The following is a 22,189-nucleotide window of genomic DNA, read 5'->3' as shown; positions in this document are numbered from 1 at the left end:
TCGCCACAGGTGTTGTTTCAGGCCTGGATACCGTGTTTTTTCAGAAACGCGACAAACGCTTCTTCATCGAGCACTTTCAGCCCCAGTTCATTGGCCTTGGCCAATTTGGAACCTGCCCCCGGCCCAGCGACCACGCAATGGGTCTTGGCCGACACCGAACCGGCCACCTTGGCCCCGAGGCTTTCGAGTTTGTCCTTGGCGACATCACGGCTCATCAATTCCAGCGAACCGGTCAGCACCCAGGTCTGGCCAGCCAGCGGCAAGCCTTCGACCACTTTCTTCTCGCTCTGCCAATGCATGCCGAAATCGCGCAGTTGCTTTTCGGCAGCCTCAGCAATCTGGCGATTATCTGCAACTGCAAAAAACTCACGAACCGAATTCGCCTGCTTCTCCGGCAGTGCCTGACGCATGTCCAGCCAATCAGCATTCATCACCGCTTCCAGCGACCCGAACCTGTCCGCCAGCTTCTGCGCCCCGCCCGGTCCGACCGAGGGAATGTGCAGCTTGTCGAGGAAACCGCCCAGCGTGGTGCTGGCGGCGAACTCCGCCCCCAGCTCGCCCTGATCCTGAATCTGCATCCCGTGCCTGAGCAGATCCGCAATCACCTGTTGGTTATGCGCATCTTCAAAGAAACTGTGAATCTCGTGAGCCACTTCCAGGCCGACATCCGGCAAGTACGTGAGCACTTGCGGCAACGCCTGCTGGACCCGCTCCAGCGAGCCGAGGGAACGCGCCAGCACCTTCGCCGTCTCTTCGCCGACGTCGGGAATCCCGAGGGCGTAGATGAACCGCGCCAGGCTCGGTGTCTTGCTGTCTTTGATCGCAGCGAGCAGCTTATTGCTCGACAGCTCGGCAAAGCCTTCCAGATCGACAATGTCATCGAACTTCAAGGCATACAGGTCGGCTGGTGAACTCACCAGGCCTTCATCAACCAACTGCTCAACGCTCTTGTCGCCCAGGCCTTCAATGTCCATGGCGCGACGGGACACAAAGTGAATGATCGCCTGCTTGAGTTGCGCACCGCAGGCCAGACGACCGACGCAGCGATACACCGCACCTTCGCTGACGGTCTCGCGCCCCTTGCTGCGCTTGACCAGTTGCGTGCGCTCGACATGCGAGCCGCAGACCGGGCACTTCTCGGGAATATGCACCGCACGCGCGTCGTCCGGACGTCGCTCCAGGACCACTTGCACCACTTGCGGAATCACGTCACCCGCACGACGGATGATCACCGTGTCGCCGATCATCAGGCCCAGACGCGCCACTTCGTCCATGTTGTGCAAGGTTGCATTGGCCACGGTGACACCCGCGACCTTGACCGGTTTCAAGCGCGCCACAGGCGTCACGGCGCCGGTGCGGCCGACCTGGAATTCCACGTCGAGCAGTTCGGTGAGCTCTTCCATGGCCGGGAATTTGTGGGCAATCGCCCAGCGCGGTTCGCGCGCACGGAACCCCAATTCTCGCTGGGACGCGATGCTGTTGACCTTGAACACCACGCCATCGATTTCATAGGCCAACCCGTTGCGGCGCTCACCGATGTCGCGGTAGTAATCCAGGCATTCATCGATGCCGCGCGCCAGTTTCAGCTCACGACTGATCGGCATGCCCCAGCCTTGAAGCTGCTTCAGGTTGCCAATGTGCGTGTCGGCAATGTCCGCCGAAATCTGGCCGATACCGTAGCAGCAAAACTCCAGCGGACGGTTGGCGGTGATCTTCGAATCGAGCTGGCGCAAGCTGCCCGCCGCGGCGTTGCGCGGGTTGGCGAAGGTCTTGCCGCCGACTTCCAGTTGCGTGGCGTTCAGGCGTTCGAAACCGGCCTTGGACATGAACACTTCGCCGCGCACTTCCAGGGTCGCCGGCCAGCCTGTGCCTTGCAGCTTGAGCGGGATATTGCGCACGGTGCGCACGTTGACGCTGATGTCTTCGCCAGTGGTGCCGTCGCCGCGCGTCGCGCCGCGTACCAATACGCCGTCCTGATACAGCAGGCTGACCGCCAGGCCATCGAGCTTCGGTTCGCAGCTGTATTCAACCGCCGCGCCGCCACCAAACAAGTCGCCGGCCGGCAGGTCGAGGCCTTCAGTCACCCGGCGATCGAACTCGCGCATGTCGGTTTCTTCGAAGGCGTTGCCGAGGCTGAGCATCGGCACTTCGTGGCGCACCTGGGTGAACGCCGACAGCGCCGCGCTGCCGACACGCTGGGTCGGCGAGTCGCTGGTGATCAGGTCCGGATTGGCCGCTTCGAGGGCCTTGAGCTCGTGGAACAACCGGTCGTACTCGACGTCCGGAATGCTCGGCTCGTCCAGCACGTGGTAGCGATAGTTGTGCTGATCCAGCTCAGCGCGCAGCTCTAGAATGCGGGTTTTGGCGGCGGTCATGGGTGTTCTCTCATAAAGCAAAAGAGCAGCCGAGGCTGCTCAATCTGTAGATTTTTGTAGGAGCCAGGCTTGCCGGCGAAGGCGTACTTGAGATCGCCTTCGCCGGCAAGCCTGGCTCCTACAGATCAGCGCTTCTGGGTCAGGGCGCGACGTTCGAATTCAACGATGCGCTGACGGTAGTGTTCAATCGTCTGGGCGGTCAGCACGCTGCGCTGGTCGTCTTTCAGTTCGCCGTTCAGCTCCTGGGACAGCTTGCGCGCCGCGGCCACCATCACGTCGAAGGCTTGCTTCGGATGACGCGGACCCGGCAGACCGAGGAAGAAGCTCACCGCCGGCGTGCTGAAGTGGTCGATGTCGTCCAGATCGAAGATGCCCGGCTTGACCGCATTGGCCATGGAGAACAGGACTTCACCGTTGCCGGCCATGCTTTCGTGGCGGTGGAAAATATCCATCTCGCCAAAACGCAGACCGCTTTCCAGAATGTTCTGCAACAGCGCCGGGCCTTTGAAGCCGGCAGCGTCGCGGCAGATCACGCTGATCACCAGCACTTCTTCGGCTTGCGGTTGTTCCTTGTCGCTGACCGAAGGCGAAGCCTTGGTGTCATCCGGGAAATCGTCGTCACGGCTGCTGAAGCTCGGGCCGCCATCAAGGTCAAGGCTGAGGTTCATGTCACCCTGTGAAGGTTCGCCATGGCTACGCTTGCCGCGCTTGGAACCCGATTCACGCGGTTCACGGGCAGGCATGCTCACCGACGGCAGATCGTGCTCGTCCAGTTGCGGTTCCTTATGAGTATCCAGCACGCGGGGCGGGCCCAACAGCTCGGCGCTGGTGTCCTCGTCCGGCAGATTGGACAAACTTCGGTCAAGACGGAATTTCAGTTTTCCCTTGCCGCCGCGCATACGGCGCCAGCCATCGAAAAGAATACCGGCAATGACAATAATGCCGATGACGATCAGCCACTCGCGCAGACCGATTTCCATGTAATCCCGTGCCTCTATAAAAAATGCTGAAAAATAAGGGGTTTACAACTCGCAAACCGCTTTAAAACGTGGCGCCAACTCTATGTTCTGACAGGCGTTTTGCCCACGTATACGAAAAATTGACATTAAACTAGCACGACCAAAGGCAACTTTACACCGTCTGTCACAATGGCTTGCGCGAATATGTCGATTGGCCAGCAAGTCAAGACAGGTAAAAAAGTCCTACAGACTAAAAATACTTGCCCCACAAGCGCCGACTCAGGCCTCCACCATCGCCATCGCCTCCTCGACATCCACTGCCACCAGACGCGAACAACCCGGTTCGTGCATCGTCACACCCATCAATTGCTCGGCCATTTCCATGGCGATTTTGTTGTGGGTGATATAGATGAATTGCACCGTCTGCGACATCTCCTTGACCAGCCGCGCGTAGCGTCCAACGTTAGCGTCATCCAATGGCGCATCCACTTCATCGAGCATGCAGAACGGCGCCGGATTCAACTTGAAGATGGCAAATACCAAGGCCAGTGCAGTCAGGGCTTTTTCGCCACCGGAGAGCAAATGGATGGTGCTGTTCTTCTTTCCGGGCGGCTGCGCCATGATCGTCACCCCTGTATCGAGTAGATCTTCGCCCGTCAGTTCCAAATACGCGCGTCCTCCACCGAAAACTTTTGGGAAAAGCGCCTGTAAACCGCCATTGATCTGATCAAAGGTATCTTTGAAACGGTTTCGGGTTTCCTTGTCGATCTTGCGAATCACGTTTTCAAGCGTGTCCAGCGCTTCCACCAGATCGTCGTTCTGCGCATCCAGATAACGTTTACGCTCGGATTGTTGCGTGTATTCGTCGATGGCCGCCAGGTTGATCGCACCCAGGCGCTGAATGCGTGCGGCAATGCGTTCGAGTTCTTCCTCGGCGTCCTTCTCGCTGGCTTCGGCTGTCAGCGTGCCGAGCACGCCGTGCAGGTCGTAGCCGTCTTCCAGCAACTGATCTTCAAGGGTCTTGCGGCGCACGGTCAGGGCTTGCCATTCCATGCGCTGGGTTTCCATCTGTCCGCGAATCAACTGCGATTGCTGCTCGGCCTGGTTGCGACGTTTTTCCGCGTCACGCAATTCACGGTCAGCGTCTTCCAAAGCGATCTGCGCGGTCTTGAGTTCTTCATCGACGGTCATGCGCTTGTCGAGCAACTCTTCGAGCTTGAGGCGCAATTCTTCCAGCGGCGCTTCGCCCTCCTCCAGATTGAGGCTCAGCTGTTCGCGTTTTTCGGTCAGGCGCTCGGACTGCATTTCCAGGCGTTCTAGGGCCTGACGCGTCGAGTCATGTTGCGCCTTGAGCGAGCCGAGGCGTACCGCCAACTGATGGGCGTGATCCTTGTGTTGCCGGGCTTCCTGGCGCACCCGATCAAGTCGCTCGCGCAGGCTGTCGCGCTGGGCCAGCAGCAACTCACGCTGCTCGGTGTCCAGCGCCATGGCGTCGAGGGCTTCCTGCAATTGCAGGCGCGCTTCGCCGATATTTTCATGCTCCAGCGCACGTTGCTCGGCCAGCTCGGTGAGTTCTTCATCGAGGCGGGTGCGGCGCAACGTCAGCTGCTCGACCTTGGCTTTACCGGCAGACAACTGGGCTTTCAATTCGCCTTGCTGACGCGCTTCGTCTTGCAGCAGACGGCGCAAATGTTCACGACCGTTTTCCTGTTGACGCTGCTGCGCCCTGAGGTTCTGAAGTTGGGTTTCCAGGGTTTCGACCGTGGCTTCGCGCTCTTCGCGCTCGATGCTCAACCGCTGGATTTCCTGACCGCGAGCGAGCACACCGCTTTCCGCTTCACTGGCCCGACGTACGCGTAAAAAGTGCCGACCAACCCAGTAACCGTCGCGACTGATCAAACTCTGGCTGGCGGCCAGCTGACTGCGCAGGGCCAAGGCCTGTTCGAGACTTTCGACCGGTTTGACCTGTCCCAGCCACGGCGACAGGTCAATCTGCGCCTCGACTTTATCGAGCAGACTGCCCGGCACGCGCACGCCATCGCTCGCCGGGCTGAGCAAACGTAAATCGCCCTGGGAGAAACCGGCCAAATCGAAATCGCCGAAATCATCCACGAGCACCGCTTGCAGGTCGGCGCCGAGCACGGTTTCCACCGCCAGCTCCCAACCCGCTTCAACTTTCAGTCCTTCGGCCAGACGCGGACGGTCTGCCAAATGTTGTTCGCGCAGCCATTCGGCAGTGCCGGTGCCGGGATCGAGCGCGGCTTGCTGCAAGGCTTCGAGGGACGCGAGGCGACCATTGAGGCGCTGCAAATCGCCTTGGGCTTGCTGTTGATTTTGCAGGGCCAACTGCAGTTCCTGACGCAGTTGCTCAAGGCGTTCGACCTGGGCTTCTTCGCTGGCCTGCAAATCTTCGAGGGTCGCTTCGCTCGCGGCCAGTTGCTCGCTGAGCTCCATGATCGCCGCGTCTTCCGGGTCCGCCGAGAGCAACGCGCGCTCTTCGCCAAGGCGCTTCTGGCGATCGGCCAGACGCTCCATGCTGGTTTCGAGTTGCTGAATCCGCGACTGCTGAACTTCGGATTGGCGGCGCGGCTCGGCGGCCGTGAGATTGAAGGTATCCCACTGCTCCTGCCAGGCATGCATGGTGGTTTCGGAGTCTTCCAGCGCGGCGGCGGCTTCCTCGGCGGCGGCGCTGGTAACTTCCTGCTCCGGCGTGAGCATGTCCAGCTCTTCGCCGAGGGTCAGCAACAAGGTGCGGTCGTGACCCAAGTGCGATTCGGTTTCCAGACGTGCGCGCTCGGCTTCTTTCAGATCGTCCTGCAATTGGCGCAAGCGCTGCTGACCGTGCTGGATGCTCTGCTCGACCCGGGCGATGTCGCCGCCGACCGAATAGAAGCGCCCCTGCACCAGATTGAAGCGTTCGGACAGGTCATGGTGCCCGTCACGGAAGCGTTCGATGCTGGCATCGGCGTTGCGCTGTTCAGCGACCAAGGCTTCGAAGGTGACTTCCTGGTTACCGATGACCGCTTCGCGCTGCCCGACCTGTTCGTTCAATGCCTGCCAGCGCAGGGCCGACAGCTGGGCCTTGAGCTGACGCTCCTCGCCTTTGTATTCCTGATACTTCTTGGCCGCCTCGGCCTGACGGTGCAATCGCTCCAGCTGACGCTCGAGTTCTTCGCGCAGGTCGGTCAGGCGAGCCAGGTTTTCGTGGGTGCGGCGGATGCGGTTTTCGGTCTCGCGCCGACGCTCCTTGTACTTGGAAATGCCGGCGGCTTCTTCGATGAAGTTGCGCAAGTCTTCGGGCTTGGACTCGATCAGCTTGGAGATCATGCCCTGCTCGATGATCGAATAGCTGCGCGGGCCCAGGCCGGTGCCGAGAAAGATGTCGGTGATGTCGCGACGACGGCATTTGGTGCCGTTGAGGTAGTAAGTGGTCTGGCTGTCGCGAGTCACTTTGCGGCGAATGGAAATTTCCGCGTAGGCGGCGTATTCACCGAGCAAGGTGCCGTCGGAGTTATCGAACACCAGCTCGATGCTGGCCTGGCTCACCGGTTTACGGCTGGTAGAACCGTTGAAGATGACGTCGGTCATCGACTCGCCGCGGAGGTTTTTCGCCGAACTTTCGCCCATCACCCAGCGAACGGCGTCGATGATGTTCGACTTGCCGCATCCATTGGGCCCGACCACCGCCGCCATGTTGCTGGGGAAGTTCACCGTGGTCGGGTCGACGAAGGATTTGAACCCGGCCAGTTTTATGCACTTGAGCCGCACGCTTAAGCGTCCGTCAGGGCAGAAACCACCAGATCGCAACTGCGCTGGGCATAGGCCGTCAGCACTTCGCGGATCTGCGGAAAGTCACGGGCCAGTACGGCGGCGAGCAAGCGTTCGAACAGTTCGAGGAACTCGCTCATCGACGCCTTGCGCTGGTCCAGGGCGAGGAAATACGCACGACTCATGGCCGGCTGCAGGTTCTCGACGGTTTCCTGCAAGTACGGATTGTTGGCGAACGGATACGCAGCGCGCATCACGTTGAAGCTGTCATCGACGAAGGTGCGGATGTCCTGGCGCTCGTAGCTGGCGGCCAGGCGTTGCTGGATCTGCACGAACGGCGCCATGTCGGCCTGGACCTGCCAGCCTTTAGCCACGGCATTGGCGAGCAGGATGTACATCTCGCCCATCAGCGTGCACAGGCTCTGCACCTTGTGGGCGGTGAGCTCGGTGACGTGGGCACCGCGTCGAGGCAGGATCGCGATCAGGTGGCGGCGCTCGAGGATCAGCAAGGCTTCACGGACCGAACCGCGGCTGACATTGAGGGCCAGCGTGACCTTCTGTTCCTGGATGCGCTCCCCGGGCTTCATTTCGCCACGAATGATGCGTTCGGCGAGGTGGTGAGCGATTTGCTCGGCGAGGCTGTCCGGCGCCTTGAACGTCATGGTTGTCCTTCAAACTCTTCGATCTGCACAAGCGGCGCAGTGTAGCGCACATGAAGGGTCATGGCGGAGTGCCCACTCAGCGGTTTTTGGCACGAATCAAGCAAAAAGCAGGCTAACCCGCGAGGGTCAATAATGAAGGAACGAGTCGTTGATCGACAAAATGCTGTTTCCTGACCTTTAAGTCAGAAAATCATTGACCGCAAAGTCAGACCTGATAAATTCGGTCCAAGTCGGTTAACAACAATAATGAGTCTGCGAGGCCTTCCGTGATCCAGTTTTTACTTAACCAGGAACTCCGTAGTGAGCACGCCCTGGACCCAAACCTGACCGTGCTCAATTATCTGCGCGACCATGTGGGCAAACCCGGCACCAAAGAAGGCTGCGCCAGCGGTGACTGTGGCGCCTGCACCGTGGTGGTCGGCGAGCTGCAAACGGATGACGATGGCCGCGAACACATTCGCTATCGCAGCCTCAACTCGTGCCTGACATTCGTTTCGTCATTGCACGGCAAACAACTGATCAGTGTCGAAGACCTCAAGCATCAAGGCGAACTGCACAGCGTGCAGAAAGCCATGGTCGAGTGCCACGGCTCGCAATGCGGTTTTTGCACCCCAGGCTTCGTCATGTCGCTGTTCGCGCTGCAAAAGAACAGCGATCAACCGGACTCGCATAAAGCGCACGAAGCGCTGGCCGGCAACCTCTGCCGCTGCACCGGCTATCGGCCGATCCTGGCCGCCGCCGAACAGACCTGCTGCGGCAAGCAAACGGATCAGTTCGATGCTCGCGAAGCCGACACCATCGCTCGCCTGAAAGCCATCGCGCCTACCGATATCGGCGAACTCAACAGTGGCGACAAGCGCTGCCTGGTGCCGCTGACCGTGGCCGATCTGGCCGACCTCTACGATGCTTATCCACAGGCCCGCTTGCTGGCCGGCGGTACGGATCTGGCGCTGGAGGTCACCCAGTTTCATCGCACGCTGCCGGTGATGATTTACGTCGGCAACGTCGCCGAGATGAAGCGCATCGAACGCTTCGACGATCGCCTGGAAATCGGCGCCGCGACCGCCCTCTCCGACTGCTACGAAGCGTTGAAAGCCGAGTACCCGGACTTCGGCGAATTGCTGCAACGCTTCGCTTCATTGCAAATCCGCAACCAGGGCACCCTCGGCGGCAACATCGGCAATGCCTCGCCGATCGGTGACTCGCCACCGCTGCTGATCGCCTTGGGCGCGCAGATCGTTTTGTGCAAAGGCGAAACCCGCCGCACAATGGCGCTGGAAGATTACTTCATCGATTACCGCGTCACCGCGCGCCAGGAAAGCGAGTTCATCGAGAAGATCATCGTGCCGCGAGCCAGCGCCGAACAACTGTTCCGTGCCTATAAGGTTTCCAAGCGTCTGGACGATGACATTTCCGCTGTCTGCGCGGCGTTCAACCTGCGCATCGACAACGGTGTCATCGCGGATGCCCGCGTGGCGTTCGGCGGCATGGCCGCGATTCCGAAACGCGCCAATAACTGCGAAACCGTGTTGCTCGGCGCGCCGTTCAACCACGCCACCGTCGAACGCGCCTGCGCCGCACTGGCCGAAGATTTCACGCCGCTCTCGGACTTCCGCGCCAGCAAGGAATATCGCCTGCTCAGCGCGCAGAACCTGCTGCGCAAATACTTCATCGAACTGCAAACGCCGCACATCGAGACTCGGGTGACCGCTTATGTCTAACCATCACGCCGTAGAGAAGACCCAGGCCGAACTGGCTGAACTGTTCGCCAAGGACCTGACCACCGGTGTCGGCCGCAGCGTCAAGCACGACAGCGCCGCCAAGCATGTGTCCGGCGAAGCGCAGTACATCGACGACCGGCTGGAGTTCCCCAATCAGCTGCACGTTTACGCACGGCTCTCGGACCGTGCCCACGCAAAAATCATCAGCATCGACACCAAGCCGTGCTACGCCTTCGACGGTGTGCGCATCGCTATCACTCACGAAGATGTGCCGGGCCTGAAAGACATCGGCCCGCTGATGCCCGGTGACCCGTTGTTGGCCATCGACACCGTGCAGTTCGTCGGTCAGGTGGTAATGGCCGTCGCCGCCCGAGACCTGGAGACCGCACGCAAAGCCGCCATGGCCGCGGTGATCGAATACGAAGACCTGGAACCGGTGCTGGACGTAGTCGAGGCCTTTCGCAAAAAGCATTTCGTGCTGGACAGCCACACCCATGAGCGCGGTGATTCGGCGGGCGCGTTGACGACAGCAAAAAATCGTATCCAGGGCACGCTGCACATCGGCGGCCAGGAGCACTTCTACCTCGAAACCCAGATCTCTTCGGTGATGCCGACTGAAGATGGCGGGATGATCGTCTACTGCTCCACGCAGAACCCCACAGAAGTACAGAAACTGGTGGCCGAAGTGCTGGACGTGTCGATGAACAAAATCGTCGTCGACATGCGCCGCATGGGCGGTGGTTTTGGTGGCAAGGAAACCCAGGCGGCCAGCCCGGCCTGCCTGTGCGCGGTGATTGCGCGCCTGACCGGCCAGCCGACCAAAATGCGCCTTCCGCGTGTTGAAGACATGCTAATGACCGGCAAGCGTCACCCGTTCTACGTCGAGTACGACGTGGGCTTCGACGACAGCGGGCGCCTGCACGGCATTCAGTTGGAACTGGCGGGTAACTGCGGCTGCTCGCCGGACCTGTCGAACTCGATTGTCGACCGTGCAATGTTCCACGCCGACAACTCGTACTACCTGGGCGATGCGACCATCAACGGTCATAGATGCAAGACCAACACCGCATCGAACACCGCTTACCGTGGTTTCGGTGGCCCGCAAGGCATGGTCGCCATTGAAGAAGTGATGGACGCGATTGCCCGCCATCTGGGCCTCGATCCGCTGGCAGTGCGCAAGGCCAACTACTACGGCAAGACCGAGCGCAACGTCACCCATTACTACCAGACCGTCGAGCACAATATGCTCGAGGAAATGACCGCCGAACTGGAAGAAAGCAGCCAGTACGCCGAGCGCCGCGAAGCGATCCGTCGCTACAACGCCAACAGCCCGATCCTGAAAAAAGGCCTGGCGCTGACTCCGGTGAAATTCGGTATTTCCTTCACCGCCAGCTTCCTCAACCAGGCCGGTGCGCTGGTCCACGTCTACACCGACGGCAGCATCCACCTGAACCATGGCGGCACCGAAATGGGCCAGGGTTTGAACACCAAGGTTGCGCAGGTGGTGGCCGAAGTGTTCCAGGTTGAAATGGACCGCGTGCAGATCACCGCGACCAACACCGACAAGGTGCCGAACACCTCGCCGACTGCTGCCTCCAGCGGCGCCGACCTGAACGGTAAAGCAGCGCAGAACGCAGCGGAAATCATCAAGAAACGTCTCGTCGAATTCGCCGCCCGCCAGTACAAGGTCAGCGAAGAAGACGTGGAGTTCCACAACGGCCACGTACGGGTTCGCGATCACATCCTGACGTTCGAAGCGCTGATCCAGCAGGCGTATTTCGCCCAGGTGTCGCTGTCGAGCACCGGTTTCTACAAGACCCCGAAAATCTTTTACGACCGCAGTCAGGCCCGTGGTCGGCCGTTCTATTACTACGCCTTCGGTGCCGCCTGTTGCGAGGTGATCATCGACACCCTGACCGGCGAGTACAAAATGCTGCGCACTGACATCCTCCACGATGTCGGTGACTCGCTGAACCCGGCCATCGACATCGGCCAGGTCGAGGGCGGTTTCATCCAGGGCATGGGCTGGTTGACCATGGAAGAACTGGTGTGGAACAACAAGGGCAAACTGATGACCAACGGCCCGGCCAGCTACAAGATCCCGGCCGTGGCCGACATGCCGCTGGACCTGCGGGTGAAGCTGGTGGAAAACCGCAAGAACCCGGAAGACACGGTGTTCCATTCCAAGGCCGTGGGTGAACCGCCGTTCATGCTGGGCATCGCGTCGTGGTGTGCGATCAAGGATGCCGTGGCGAGCCTCGGTGACTACAAGCATCAACCGAAGATCGACGCACCGGCGACCCCGGAGCGGGTGTTGTGGGGGTGTGAGCAGATGCGGCAGTTGAAGGCGGCGAAGGCCGTTGAGGCTGAGCCGGAGTTGGCTTCGCTCTGATACCGAGGCGCGGCCAATCGCTAGCAGGCTAGCTCCCACAGGGGAATGCATTCCAATTGTGGGAGCTAGCCTGCTAGCGATGAGGCCCGAACAGACAACAGAGATGTTGAGGTGAAACATGTACAACTGGATCGACGCCCTCGCCGACCTGCAATCCCGGGGTGAACCCTGCGTGTTGGTGACCATCATCGAAGAGCTCGGCTCTACGCCGCGCAACGCCGGTTCGAAAATGGTCATCAGCGCCAACCAGACCTTCGATACCATCGGTGGCGGGCACCTTGAATACAAGGCCATGCAGATCGGCCGCGAGATGCTGGCCAGCGGTAAGCAGGACACGCACCTTGAGCGCTTCAGCCTCGGCGCCAGTCTCGGTCAGTGCTGCGGCGGCGTGACGGTGTTGCTGTTCGAACCGATGGGCCAGGTCCAGGCGCAGATTGCCGTGTTCGGTGCCGGCCATGTCGGCCGGGCGCTGGTGCCGCTGCTCGCCAGCCTGCCCTGCCGGGTGCGCTGGATCGACTCGCGGGAAGCCGAATTCCCCGAACAGATCCCCCACGGCGTGCGCAAAATCGTCGCCGAAGAACCGGTGGATGAAATCGACAACCTGCCCGCCGGCAGCTACTGCATCGTCATGACCCACAACCACCAGCTCGACCTCGAACTCACCGCCGCGATCCTCAAGCGCAACGACTTCGCCTACTTCGGCCTGATCGGTTCGAAGACCAAACGGGTGAAGTTCGAACACCGCTTGCGTGACCGTGGTTTCGACAGCGCCGTGCTGCAACGCATGCGCTGCCCGATGGGCATCGGCGAAGTCAAAGGCAAGTTGCCTGTGGAAATCGCCATCTCCATCGCCGGCGAAATCATCGCCACTTATAACGCCAGTTTCGGCCAGCAAACTGCCAGCGCCGGATCATCGATCGCCAAACTGCTGCCTGCTTCACGCCGCAGCCAAGCCACCAGTTGAGAAACCCCATGCCTTTGACTCGCAAAGCCTACCGCGCCGCCATCCTGCACAGCATCGCCGACCCTGCCGAAGTAGGTATCGAAGCCTCGTACGAGTATTTCGAAGACGGCCTGCTGGTGGTCGATAACGGCCAGATCAGCGCCCTCGGCCACGCCAGCGAATTGCTGCCGAGCCTGCCGGCCGACATCGAGATCACTCATTATCAGGATGCGCTGATCACCCCCGGTTTCATCGACACCCACATTCACTTGCCGCAAACCGGCATGGTCGGTGCCTACGGCGAGCAGTTGCTGGACTGGCTCAACACCTACACCTTCCCTTGCGAAAGCCAGTTCGCCGACAAGGCTCACGCCGATGAAGTCGCGGACATTTTCATCAAGGAACTGTTGCGCAACGGCACCACCACCGCGCTGGTATTCGGCAGCGTGCACCCGCAATCGGTGAATTCCTTCTTCGAAGCCGCCGAGCAGCTGGACCTGCGGATGATCGCCGGCAAGGTGATGATGGACCGCAACGCGCCGGACTACCTGACCGACACCGCCGAATCCAGCTACGTGGAAAGCAAGGCGCTGATCGAGCGCTGGCACGGCAAAGGCCGCCTGCATTACGCGGTCACCCCGCGCTTCGCCCCGACCAGCACCCCGGAACAACTGACCCTCGCCGGCCAGTTGCTCAGTGAATATCCGGATCTGTACATGCAGACCCACATCAGCGAAAACCTGAAGGAAGTCGAGTGGGTCAAGGCGCTGTTCCCGGAGCGCAAGGGCTACCTCGACGTCTACGATCACTACCAGTTGCTGGGCGAGCGCTCGGTGTTCGCCCACGGCGTGCACCTGTGTGACGACGAGTGCGCGCGACTGGCGGAAACCGGCTCGGCGATTGCGTTCTGCCCGACCTCGAACTTCTTCCTCGGCAGCGGCTTGTTCAACCTGCCGATGGCCGAGAAGCACAAACTCAATGTCGGCCTGGGCACCGACGTGGGCGGCGGTACCAGTTTCTCGCTCCTGCAAACGTTGAACGAAGCCTACAAGGTCATGCAATTGCAAGGTGCGCGCCTGAGCCCGTTCAAATCGCTGTACCTGGCGACCCTCGGCGGTGCGCGCGCGTTGCGTCTGGAAGACAAGATCGGCACCCTGCAGCCAGGCACGGACGCGGACTTCCTGGTGCTCGATTACAACGCCACGCCGCTGCTGAGCTATCGCCTGAAGCAGGCGAATAACATTGCCGAGACGTTGTTTGTGTTGATGACACTGGGGGATGACCGGACTGTTCTGCAGACGTATGCGGCGGGGAATCAGGTGCATCAGCGCTAAGGTTTTTCGGGCATAAAAAATCCCCCGTTGCTTTGCAGCCCGGGGGATTTTTGTTGCCGGTCAGATCGCTATCGCTGGCAGGCCAGCTCCCACAGTTTGGGGGAAATACAGCAGATAGTGTGGACACCACAAATCAATGTGGGAGCTGGCCTGCCAGCGATTGAGGCACCTCGGTCCATCAGATTTTCGCTGACGAACGCCCAGGCTTCTTGGTCTGCAACAAATGCGAAAACACCGCATGCAAATCATCCGACGCACTCTCTTCGTCGAGGTTGAGCTTGCTGTCGATGTGATCCATGTGATGCATCATCAGGTCCACCGCCAACTCACCGTTGCGCGCTTCGATGGCGTCGATCAGTTGGGTGTGTTCATCGTACGAACAGTGCGAACGGTTGCCGCTTTCGTACTGGGCGATGATCAACGAAGTCTGGGACACCAGGCTGCGCTGGAAACTGATCAGCGGCGCATTTTTCGCTGCCTCGGCCAGTTTCAGATGGAATTCGCCCGACAAACGGATGCCGGCGCCGCGATCGCCACGGGAGAAGCTGTCGCGTTCGTCGTTGACCATCTGCCGCAACTCGGCAATTTGCTCGGCAGTGGCGTGCTGAACCGCCAGTTCAGTGATCGCGCGCTCAACCAGACGCCGTGCCAGGAACACCTGACGAGCTTCTTCGACACTCGGGCTGGCAACGACGGCGCCGCGATTCGGACGCAGCAGCACGACGCCTTCATGGGCCAGGCGCGACAGTGCGCGGCGAATGATGGTGCGGCTGACCCCGAAAATTTCCCCCAGCGCTTCTTCGCTCAACTTGGTGCCGGGCGCCAGACGCTGTTCGAGGATGGCCTCGAAGATATGCGCGTAGACAATATCGTCCTGGGTACCGCTACGGCCGGCTTTGCCTGCTCGCGGTTGTTTCTTTAGGGGCTGCAACTGTTCGTTCATGGGCACTCGAGTCGGGAGAACTGCGGCGAATTGACCGTGACTGTAATACGGCACAGTGGGTCGCTGGCAAGTATCGCGTAAAAAACACCGCGATTGTACACAATGGATGGTGGCAACACGACTGTACGGCTGTTTGTCGCTTCTGCTGTATCGCAACGGTTGGTTACTTTTGAGTTTAGGCTTGAATCCATGGATTTGAGGTCCGTACAAACTCTGTGGCGAGGGAGCTTGCTCCCTCGCCACAAAAGCCATGCTGAAGTCACCGTTAGCCATAAGGAACACCGCTGTCATGAACGACGCCACGCACACGCAGCTCCGCCCCTTGGCCGATACGTCGCCGTCGGCGATCGTCGCCGGTTTCATTGCGATGATGACCGGCTACACCAGCTCCCTGGTCCTGATGTTTCAGGCCGGACAAGCGGCGGGCCTGACCAGCGGGCAGATTTCGTCGTGGATCTGGGCGATCTCGATTGGCATGGCGGTGTGCTCGATCGGCCTGTCCCTGCGTTATCGCACGCCGATCACCATCGCCTGGTCGACCCCCGGCGCAGCGTTGCTGATCACCAGCCTGGGCGACGTGTCCTACGGCGAGGCCATCGGCGCCTATATCACCTGCGCGGTGCTGGTGACGATTTGTGGCCTGACCGGCAGCTTCGAACGGCTGGTGAAAAAGATTCCGGCATCATTGGCCGCAGCGTTGCTGGCGGGGATCCTGTTCAAGATCGGCAGCGAAATCTTCGTCGCCGCCCAGCATCGCACCGGCCTCGTATTGGGAATGTTCTTCACTTATCTGCTGGTCAAGCGCCTGTCGCCGCGCTACGCGGTGCTTGCGGCGCTGTTGATCGGCACGGCGCTGTCGGGGTTCATGGGGCTGCTGGACTTCAGCGGTTTCCATCTTGAAGTGGCGACACCGGTCTGGACCACGCCGCACTTCTCCCTGGCCGCGACCATCAGCATCGGCATTCCGTTGTTTGTGGTGGCGATGACTTCGCAAAACATGCCCGGCATCGCGGTATTGCGTGCTGACGGCTACACCGTGCCCGCCTCGCCGCTGATCACCACCACCGGCATCGCCTCGCTGTTGCTGGCGCCATTCGGCTCCCACGGGATCAACCTGGCGGCCATCAGCGCGGCGATCTGCACCGGGCCGCATGCCCATGAAGATCGCAACAAGCGTTACACGGCGGCGGTCTGGTGCGGGATTTTCTACGGGATTGCCGGGGTGTTCGGCGCAACATTGGCGGCGTTGTTTGCGGCGCTGCCTAAAGAGCTGGTGCTGTCGATTGCGGCGCTGGCGTTGTTCGGCTCGATTATCAATGGCCTGAGCATTGCCATGACCGAAGTGAAGGAGCGGGAGGCGGCGTTGATTACCTTTATGGTCACGGCGTCGGGGCTGACGCTGTTTTCCATCGGTTCGGCATTCTGGGGGATTGTGGCGGGGGTGTTGACGCTGGTGATTTTGAATTGGCGTAAAGATTGAAAAAACGCAGCCTCGTTTCACTCGACAGCTGCTACAGAGTGAAACGAGGCTGCGTTTGCTTTTCCGGACATAAAAAAACGGCGACCCTCAGGTCGCCGTTTTTTCAGAACATCAAGCTACCGGATTGATCGGCTTTTCCGGGTACCAGACGTCGAGCAGCGGGCTGACGGTTGCTTCGGTCAGTTCGCTGCGGCCTTTGAGCCAGGCTTCAACAGCAGCACGCTGCTCTTCGGATACCGAGCCACGCTTCTGCAGGCAAACCAGACCGAAGTCGTCGCCGCCAACATAGCCCAGACCGTTGGCTTCCATGGCTTCTTTCAGGAACGCGTCGAGGAAAGCATCAATGGCTTCATCAGCCAAATCTTCTTTGAAATCCAGGTTCAGTTCGAAACCCAGCTCTTTCGTTTTACTAATTAGCGTCTATCGTCAAATAACCCTAAGAAGCAGTAAACCTTGACGAAGGATAAGCTAACCCGCGGAGAAAAAAAATGACAATTGTCAAAGACTCGCTCGCCATCCGCTTCCACGCGTTCTCCGCAATCGATGAGGACGTAGGTGACCTGATAGCCCAAACAGAATTTGCACGTGGTGGGTCAGGTGCGAGATCCAACATCCTGATGGCTTTTAAATTTTTGGAAGCTTACTGCGACGTGTCCGCCCATCGGATTTCGATGACGACAGTCAGGCGTCCGACGATCGAAAAAATTCTTCAAGGTTTTACGGCCGCCATGGCAGGAAAGGAGCTAGTAGACCTTTCGAAGCCGATCGCGAGCCGATACTGCCGAGACATCTATAAGGCGTTTAATTTTGCGAAAATTTTGGATCCGACCCTCCACGCCGTCAATTGGCAGCCAATCTTTTTCAAGCCCGACGAGAACGTGTGCGAAAAGGTGTCATCTGCAACCGAATTCAAGAGGTGGTATTGGGCAGGGTGGCCCATGAGCTCGCCACGCCAACCTACTATCTACCTTCGGCTGAGCCAGCTAGTGGAGCCTTACGGACAAAAGCTTGTTGGGCTAATCCACGCTTCTCTTGAGCAATTTTTCCGTAACCGCACAAACACTTGTCCACCCGAAATCAATCTAATGTTTGATTACATTGGTGCTAACCATGTCTTATGGCCTCTGCGAGAGTTCAAAAATGAAGCAGGTCTGAAGCGTTTCATGAACGACTTCACAATTGCACACTTCACCAGTGCAAAAGAAGAAAACAGAGATGCGAAAGCAAGGATAAAAAGCTGGAATAAATTTCTTAATGCAATCCAACATTGCCTTTGTAAACCAGAAATATGGTCAAGTATTTCATCACCGTTCAAAAGACCCCCTCCGTCAACCAAACATGGTTCAGAGACTCAGGTGAAACAGCGGGCCGATGGACTTCTCGTGCAAGAAAAAACGCTAACCAGCATCCCACTCCATTGCACAGACTCTGAAGCAATCGATGTTATTTTTTTCCACATTAAAAAAGATATATCGACTGTTCGCGGTTGGGCAACAGCTCAACTAGAAAACTTAAAATCTCGCTACTCGAATCGAGTTCTACTTGCTCAGCAAGGCACTCCGATACCCAAATATGAGGGCGGCTCGGGTCGTTCAAAAATGTATAGCCTGGCCGACATTTGCGCCACCTTGGAGAACACGGAGGCCACATATAGGGTACCTCCATCATTCCTTTGTAAAGTTTTCGAACATAACACGGGTGAAATTTGTGACGCCTTACACCTCGCAAATATTTTTGGGTTCCCTGTAGCAAGGAGCCTTTTCCCCCTCCAATGCCTACTTGTACTAGAGCACCCAGAAATTACAACGGATTTTCTGATTAGTCTCGAGCTGTACGATCACCACGGGCAACTTATCGGCTTCGATGAGGAAAAACGCCTTCTCATTGGCTATAAAAATCGTAAGCAGCCTAATGTTCGGGAGCAGATTGTAGAATTAAGCGACAAATCATATAGCGTAGTAAAGGATATTATTGAGATTACTGATTTAGCTCGAAGGAGTCTTAAAGCTGCAAATAACGACGACCACCGCTTTCTATTTATCACCTCAGGAAAAGCGCTTATGCCTTTTAAAAAGGCAACTGCCACCACGTGGAACGGTGGGAAATTTCGTGTTTATAAAAATTTGCGCGATGAGCTACTTGAGGAGTTCAAACCTCATAGTGATCTTCCTGAGGATGAGCTTTTGGAATTTATAAAGCGAGTACGCTTAACTAAAATTAGGGCATCTAGAGCTATTGAAATATTCATTCAAAGCAGAAGTACGGAAGCCATGTCAAAGGCTCTTGGTCATGAGCACTATTATCCAGACTTACTTAGCCACTACCTCCCGGATCCGCTGCTCGCATTCATCAAGGCACGGTGGATCCGAATTTTTCAAAAGGCGCTCGTATGCGAAGCAATGAAAGACAGCCCATATCTTTTTCGAGCTACACAATTTAATAGTATCGCGGAGCTACACAGCTTCCTTGAAAACCATCGAATTAAAGAAATTCCCTCGCAGGCATCAGACCCCGAACGCAAAGCGGAGCTAAACGAAGTCGAAACATCGGAGGCCGTTTTTTCAATTAGCGTCCCGTTTCTAGCTTCACTCCTCTCAGTCGAAGCCGCGGTGATTAACTCCACGGATAGAACTAGAGTTTGTGGTATCGCCGAATATTGGTCGTCGCTGGCAGAGAAGATAAAATCAGAAATTTCTAGCGGGTATAACCGATCATTAAAAAGACATTTACAATCAGCACTGAAGCTAGTTGACGCAAAAAAAATGGAGACTCTAATCTATGTCCCTGCTCACTGGTCTGACGCCCGGGTATGAATTCCTTGATGACTTCGGCATTTCCGAAGTATTACCGTATACCCTCGCCCCTTGGCTGTTAAATAATTTTTGTGAAAACCAATGGTTGGTTAAAACGATACAGCAAACTCCTTATACACTCGATTGGAGTGTTCGGATAGCGGATGGAAGCTTATTAACAGATACGCAACACTGCCAATTGCTGCGTTCCCTGAAGCATTTATTGATCATCAGTACAACTGGCATTAACGGAGAGTTCACAACACTAGGACTCCGCAGTATGCAAGTGCGATTAGCGCACTCAAAAAAAATAATAGATTATATTTTGATAAATGCTGATAGTTACGACTTAATTCAATATGGTCTTGCAGGAATAAACGGCGATGATCTAAAAGCTATATTGAACAAACTGGCATCGTCACCTTTTGCAGAAGAAACCGTTTACGCATGGCGCGCCCGCGTTTCTACTTTTTGCATTCAAGAAATGAATAGAATCAGCGACCTAGACGTCCAAGAAATACACGCGAGATATCCTAGCATGTTGGAGGTTAGTGATGATGCACCTGAGAAGTTTACGTTAAGCTTTGGCACGTCCGACATCCCAAGAGCTCGGGCAGCACTGATGAAAGCAGGACTATACTACGGTGGCAATCATCAAGGCTACTTCCTCAACACTCGAGCGCTCTCGGACATGCTCTATCCGGACACGTTATGGGGTGGTCAATCATCAAAATCACCTTTACAGATCCTTAATTTTTACCCTAACGCACCAACTTACAAAAAAGAATTCGATCCAGTTAGTGTTACAACCACCAATTTAACAGCATTACAAAAGTCGCGATTTTTCTATTACAGATATGCATTACTCAGCACTTCAGCGCTAAGCACGTTAGGCCTTCCAACCCCTATCGAATTAGACTCGATAGCCGATTATGTACCTGAACTTAAAACACCATCGCGATTTAAAAGCGTACCATCTACCAATCTGCTTAGACTATTCCGCCGCAGTATTGAATTTCACCTACAACATGGTAGAAAACTACTGAATGGCTTTATCGGGGTAGCTTCATTCTGCAAGGCTCAAAGAATCCTTATGACTCAATTATCAAGTGCGGCCTTTATTGAGATCATCGGACCTGAACTGGCTAACCTTGGAATTAAGAAGCTAGGCATAGCTAGCAATCGGCGAGTCAAAAGTGGAAAATCGCGAAAAGGAAGTAGAAAAGACTATTACAACAATCTTCGGGCTAATCATGGCTTGTTAGAACTAATCTGTGTTTACTTTGGCAGCGCGCAACTCGTGATCGGTATGATCATGGCGCGTCGTGTCGACGAATTAGTCAGTTTGAATGCATCAACCTGTTTAGACGCCAGCAAATCATGGCTAATTTTCGGTCTCGCCAAATCCACAAGAAAGGCTTTCGGGATGCGACAACGTGAGTCGCGACCAATTGATGCCATTGCAGTTGAAATGATTACTGAGCTTCAACGTTTTCAAAAACTACTAAAAAGACTCAAAGTCATTGACGATCTATCTGATCTATTTTCCAGCCCGTCAGTCTTGGGTACCATTTTTTTCCAGGGCTGCTCACTTTATAACTATAATCGCCACCTAGACTTTGCCTGCGACTACTTCGAAAGCGATCTGAACGAACATGGCGAGCGCTATTACGTACGTCAGCACCAGCTACGACGCTTCTTCGCAATCATGTTTTTTTACACCAATAGTTTCGGCGAATTGGACACCTTGCGTTGGATGCTCGGCCATCGAGATGTTGAACATGTCTGGCACTACTTGACTGAATCTCTAGATGCAAAGGAAATCCGCGGTGCGGGTGTCCGTTACTTTGCAGAACTGGCAAAGAAAGATCGACTTGAAAATTATAAAAATCTGCAGCAACTGCTAGCTGAGAGATTCGGCACTACAACATTCAAACTGGTTGATGAGCATCAAATCGAAGATTATCTCTCCGCTCTTGTTGAGGAGGGCAAGGCCCGGATTGAACCACATTTCTTTAATGACGAGAATGGAAAATCCCTAAAAGTCCTTTTCATTATTAGCTGAGAAATATGATGACAACTGAAACCAAGCGCGAGCTGATTGATAGATCCATCTGTAATATTTTCAGGTTACTCACTGATATTATAAATCACCCTGGCTCGTATGCTGAAGATCAACAGGTCATCATTGCGCTTAGGAGCCAGGGCCGCCTCTGCTCCTTGGCGCTCGAATTTACAATAGATAATGAGCGCTTGACGATCAACCCCATTAGCTTAAATACGCTGAAGAAGAGGCTTACGGCAAGCGCGCCCCCTAATAATTTTGAATGTCTTAACCAGTTACGAAACCACGCACAGAGCACACTTTCAAGATATGGGAAAGAAGAATCCAGACCTCCAAAAAGGTCTTTAGCCGCATTACTTGACCAAATTGCAAACCTGAAATCTTCAATATCGTCATTACAGGCTGTAAATATGGTATTGCTTCAAGTGTTAGAAGTTAACCGAAGAGACTTGCTCACCATTTCCAGTACTGCTAATGCAAGTTTGAGGCAAAAGCGCATTGATGATGCTCTCAGCCGGATGATAAGTATTCTAGGTCTGAATCCACCACCTTTTTCTAAACTGAAAACCGTCTCCCCCACAAGCCCACTGAAGTTGGCGTCCGATTATGAAGCGAATCGTTGATTTTCCGGGAACGTCTCAACTATTCACTCCCATCCTTAAGCTCCGACTCTACGATTATGTATCGCAGTGCAAGATACAAACGATCGATGGAAATAATATACCTTTCATGACTTGGCCCGATGGATCCCCTTG

The 22,189-nt window shown here is 56.4% G+C and carries 14 protein-coding genes; 8 read left to right on the top strand and 6 right to left on the bottom strand.

Annotated features, from left to right (window positions below; all coding sequences use genetic code 11):
- Window positions 1–17: 17 nt before the first annotated feature.
- The 4 genes from ligA to ACRC4F_RS20350 all read right to left on the bottom strand — a co-directional run bounded on the left by ligA (window position 18) and on the right by ACRC4F_RS20350 (window position 7,764).
- The gene (gene ligA, locus ACRC4F_RS20365) at window positions 18–2,375 is read right to left on the bottom strand and encodes an NAD-dependent DNA ligase LigA (protein ID WP_438660953.1); all 2,358 of its coding nucleotides are present in this window, start codon (window positions 2,373–2,375) and stop codon (window positions 18–20) included.
- 125 nt (window positions 2,376–2,500) lie between these two features.
- Complete coding sequence (zipA, locus tag ACRC4F_RS20360) at window positions 2,501–3,355, bottom strand: cell division protein ZipA (RefSeq protein ID WP_438660952.1); 855 nt, start codon at window positions 3,353–3,355, stop codon at window positions 2,501–2,503.
- Between the two features lie 258 nt (window positions 3,356–3,613).
- Window positions 3,614–7,102, bottom strand: coding sequence for a chromosome segregation protein SMC (gene smc / locus ACRC4F_RS20355; protein WP_438660951.1), 3,489 nt, complete (start codon window positions 7,100–7,102; stop codon window positions 3,614–3,616).
- Between the two features lie 2 nt (window positions 7,103–7,104).
- Complete coding sequence (locus ACRC4F_RS20350; protein ID WP_438660950.1) at window positions 7,105–7,764, bottom strand: GntR family transcriptional regulator; 660 nt, start codon at window positions 7,762–7,764, stop codon at window positions 7,105–7,107.
- A 266-nt stretch (window positions 7,765–8,030) separates the two neighbouring features.
- Between ACRC4F_RS20350 and xdhA the strand changes: the two genes are divergently transcribed.
- The 4 genes from xdhA (at window position 8,031) to guaD (ending at window position 14,154) form a co-directional block, all read left to right on the top strand.
- Window positions 8,031–9,485 (top strand): xanthine dehydrogenase small subunit, encoded by a 1,455-nt coding sequence (xdhA, locus tag ACRC4F_RS20345; RefSeq protein WP_438660949.1) that lies wholly within the window; start codon window positions 8,031–8,033, stop codon window positions 9,483–9,485.
- Window positions 9,478–11,877: a xanthine dehydrogenase molybdopterin binding subunit gene (gene xdhB / locus ACRC4F_RS20340; RefSeq protein ID WP_438660948.1), complete on the top strand. Its 2,400-nt coding sequence runs from the start codon at window positions 9,478–9,480 to the stop codon at window positions 11,875–11,877. Before xdhA ends, xdhB begins: the two co-directional genes overlap by 8 nt.
- Window positions 11,878–11,995: 118 nt before the next feature.
- Window positions 11,996–12,841, top strand: coding sequence for a xanthine dehydrogenase accessory protein XdhC (xdhC, locus tag ACRC4F_RS20335; protein WP_438660947.1), 846 nt, complete (start codon window positions 11,996–11,998; stop codon window positions 12,839–12,841).
- A gap of 8 nt (window positions 12,842–12,849) precedes the next feature.
- Complete coding sequence (gene guaD / locus ACRC4F_RS20330) at window positions 12,850–14,154, top strand: guanine deaminase (RefSeq protein WP_438660946.1); 1,305 nt, start codon at window positions 12,850–12,852, stop codon at window positions 14,152–14,154.
- Between the two features lie 178 nt (window positions 14,155–14,332).
- On the opposite strand, the gene ACRC4F_RS20325 is transcribed toward guaD, so the two are convergent.
- A complete protein-coding gene (locus tag ACRC4F_RS20325) occupies window positions 14,333–15,097 on the bottom strand; it encodes a GntR family transcriptional regulator (RefSeq protein ID WP_123403281.1) in 765 nt (254 codons plus the stop codon).
- Between the two features lie 289 nt (window positions 15,098–15,386).
- Here ACRC4F_RS20325 and ACRC4F_RS20320 point away from each other — a divergent pair, with 289 nt between their 5' ends.
- Entirely contained in the window at window positions 15,387–16,577 is a 1,191-nt protein-coding gene (locus ACRC4F_RS20320; protein WP_438660945.1) for a benzoate/H(+) symporter BenE family transporter, read from the top strand.
- A 111-nt stretch (window positions 16,578–16,688) separates the two neighbouring features.
- Here the strand turns inward: ACRC4F_RS20320 and ACRC4F_RS20315 are convergent, their stop codons facing one another.
- A complete protein-coding gene (locus ACRC4F_RS20315; protein ID WP_438660984.1) occupies window positions 16,689–16,991 on the bottom strand; it encodes a 50S ribosome-binding protein YggL in 303 nt (100 codons plus the stop codon).
- 74 nt (window positions 16,992–17,065) lie between these two features.
- Between ACRC4F_RS20315 and ACRC4F_RS20310 the strand changes: the two genes are divergently transcribed.
- The 3 genes from ACRC4F_RS20310 to ACRC4F_RS20300 are packed head-to-tail and all read left to right on the top strand — an operon-like array spanning window position 17,066 to window position 22,057.
- Window positions 17,066–19,390 (top strand): hypothetical protein, encoded by a 2,325-nt coding sequence (locus tag ACRC4F_RS20310; RefSeq protein ID WP_438660944.1) that lies wholly within the window; start codon window positions 17,066–17,068, stop codon window positions 19,388–19,390.
- Window positions 19,356–21,434: an integrase gene (locus ACRC4F_RS20305; RefSeq protein ID WP_438660943.1), complete on the top strand. Its 2,079-nt coding sequence runs from the start codon at window positions 19,356–19,358 to the stop codon at window positions 21,432–21,434. The genes ACRC4F_RS20310 and ACRC4F_RS20305 overlap by 35 nt, the downstream gene beginning before the upstream one ends.
- Window positions 21,435–21,442: 8 nt before the next feature.
- The gene (locus tag ACRC4F_RS20300; protein WP_438660942.1) at window positions 21,443–22,057 is read left to right on the top strand and encodes a hypothetical protein; all 615 of its coding nucleotides are present in this window, start codon (window positions 21,443–21,445) and stop codon (window positions 22,055–22,057) included.
- The last annotated feature ends 132 nt before the right edge of the window (window positions 22,058–22,189 follow it).

It is taken from the genome of Pseudomonas sp. (assembly GCF_051660785.1).
Classification (GTDB): domain Bacteria; phylum Pseudomonadota; class Gammaproteobacteria; order Pseudomonadales; family Pseudomonadaceae; genus Aquipseudomonas.
The sequence above is the reverse complement of the archived record's forward strand: the minus strand, read 5'-3'. Positions and strand labels throughout refer to the sequence as shown.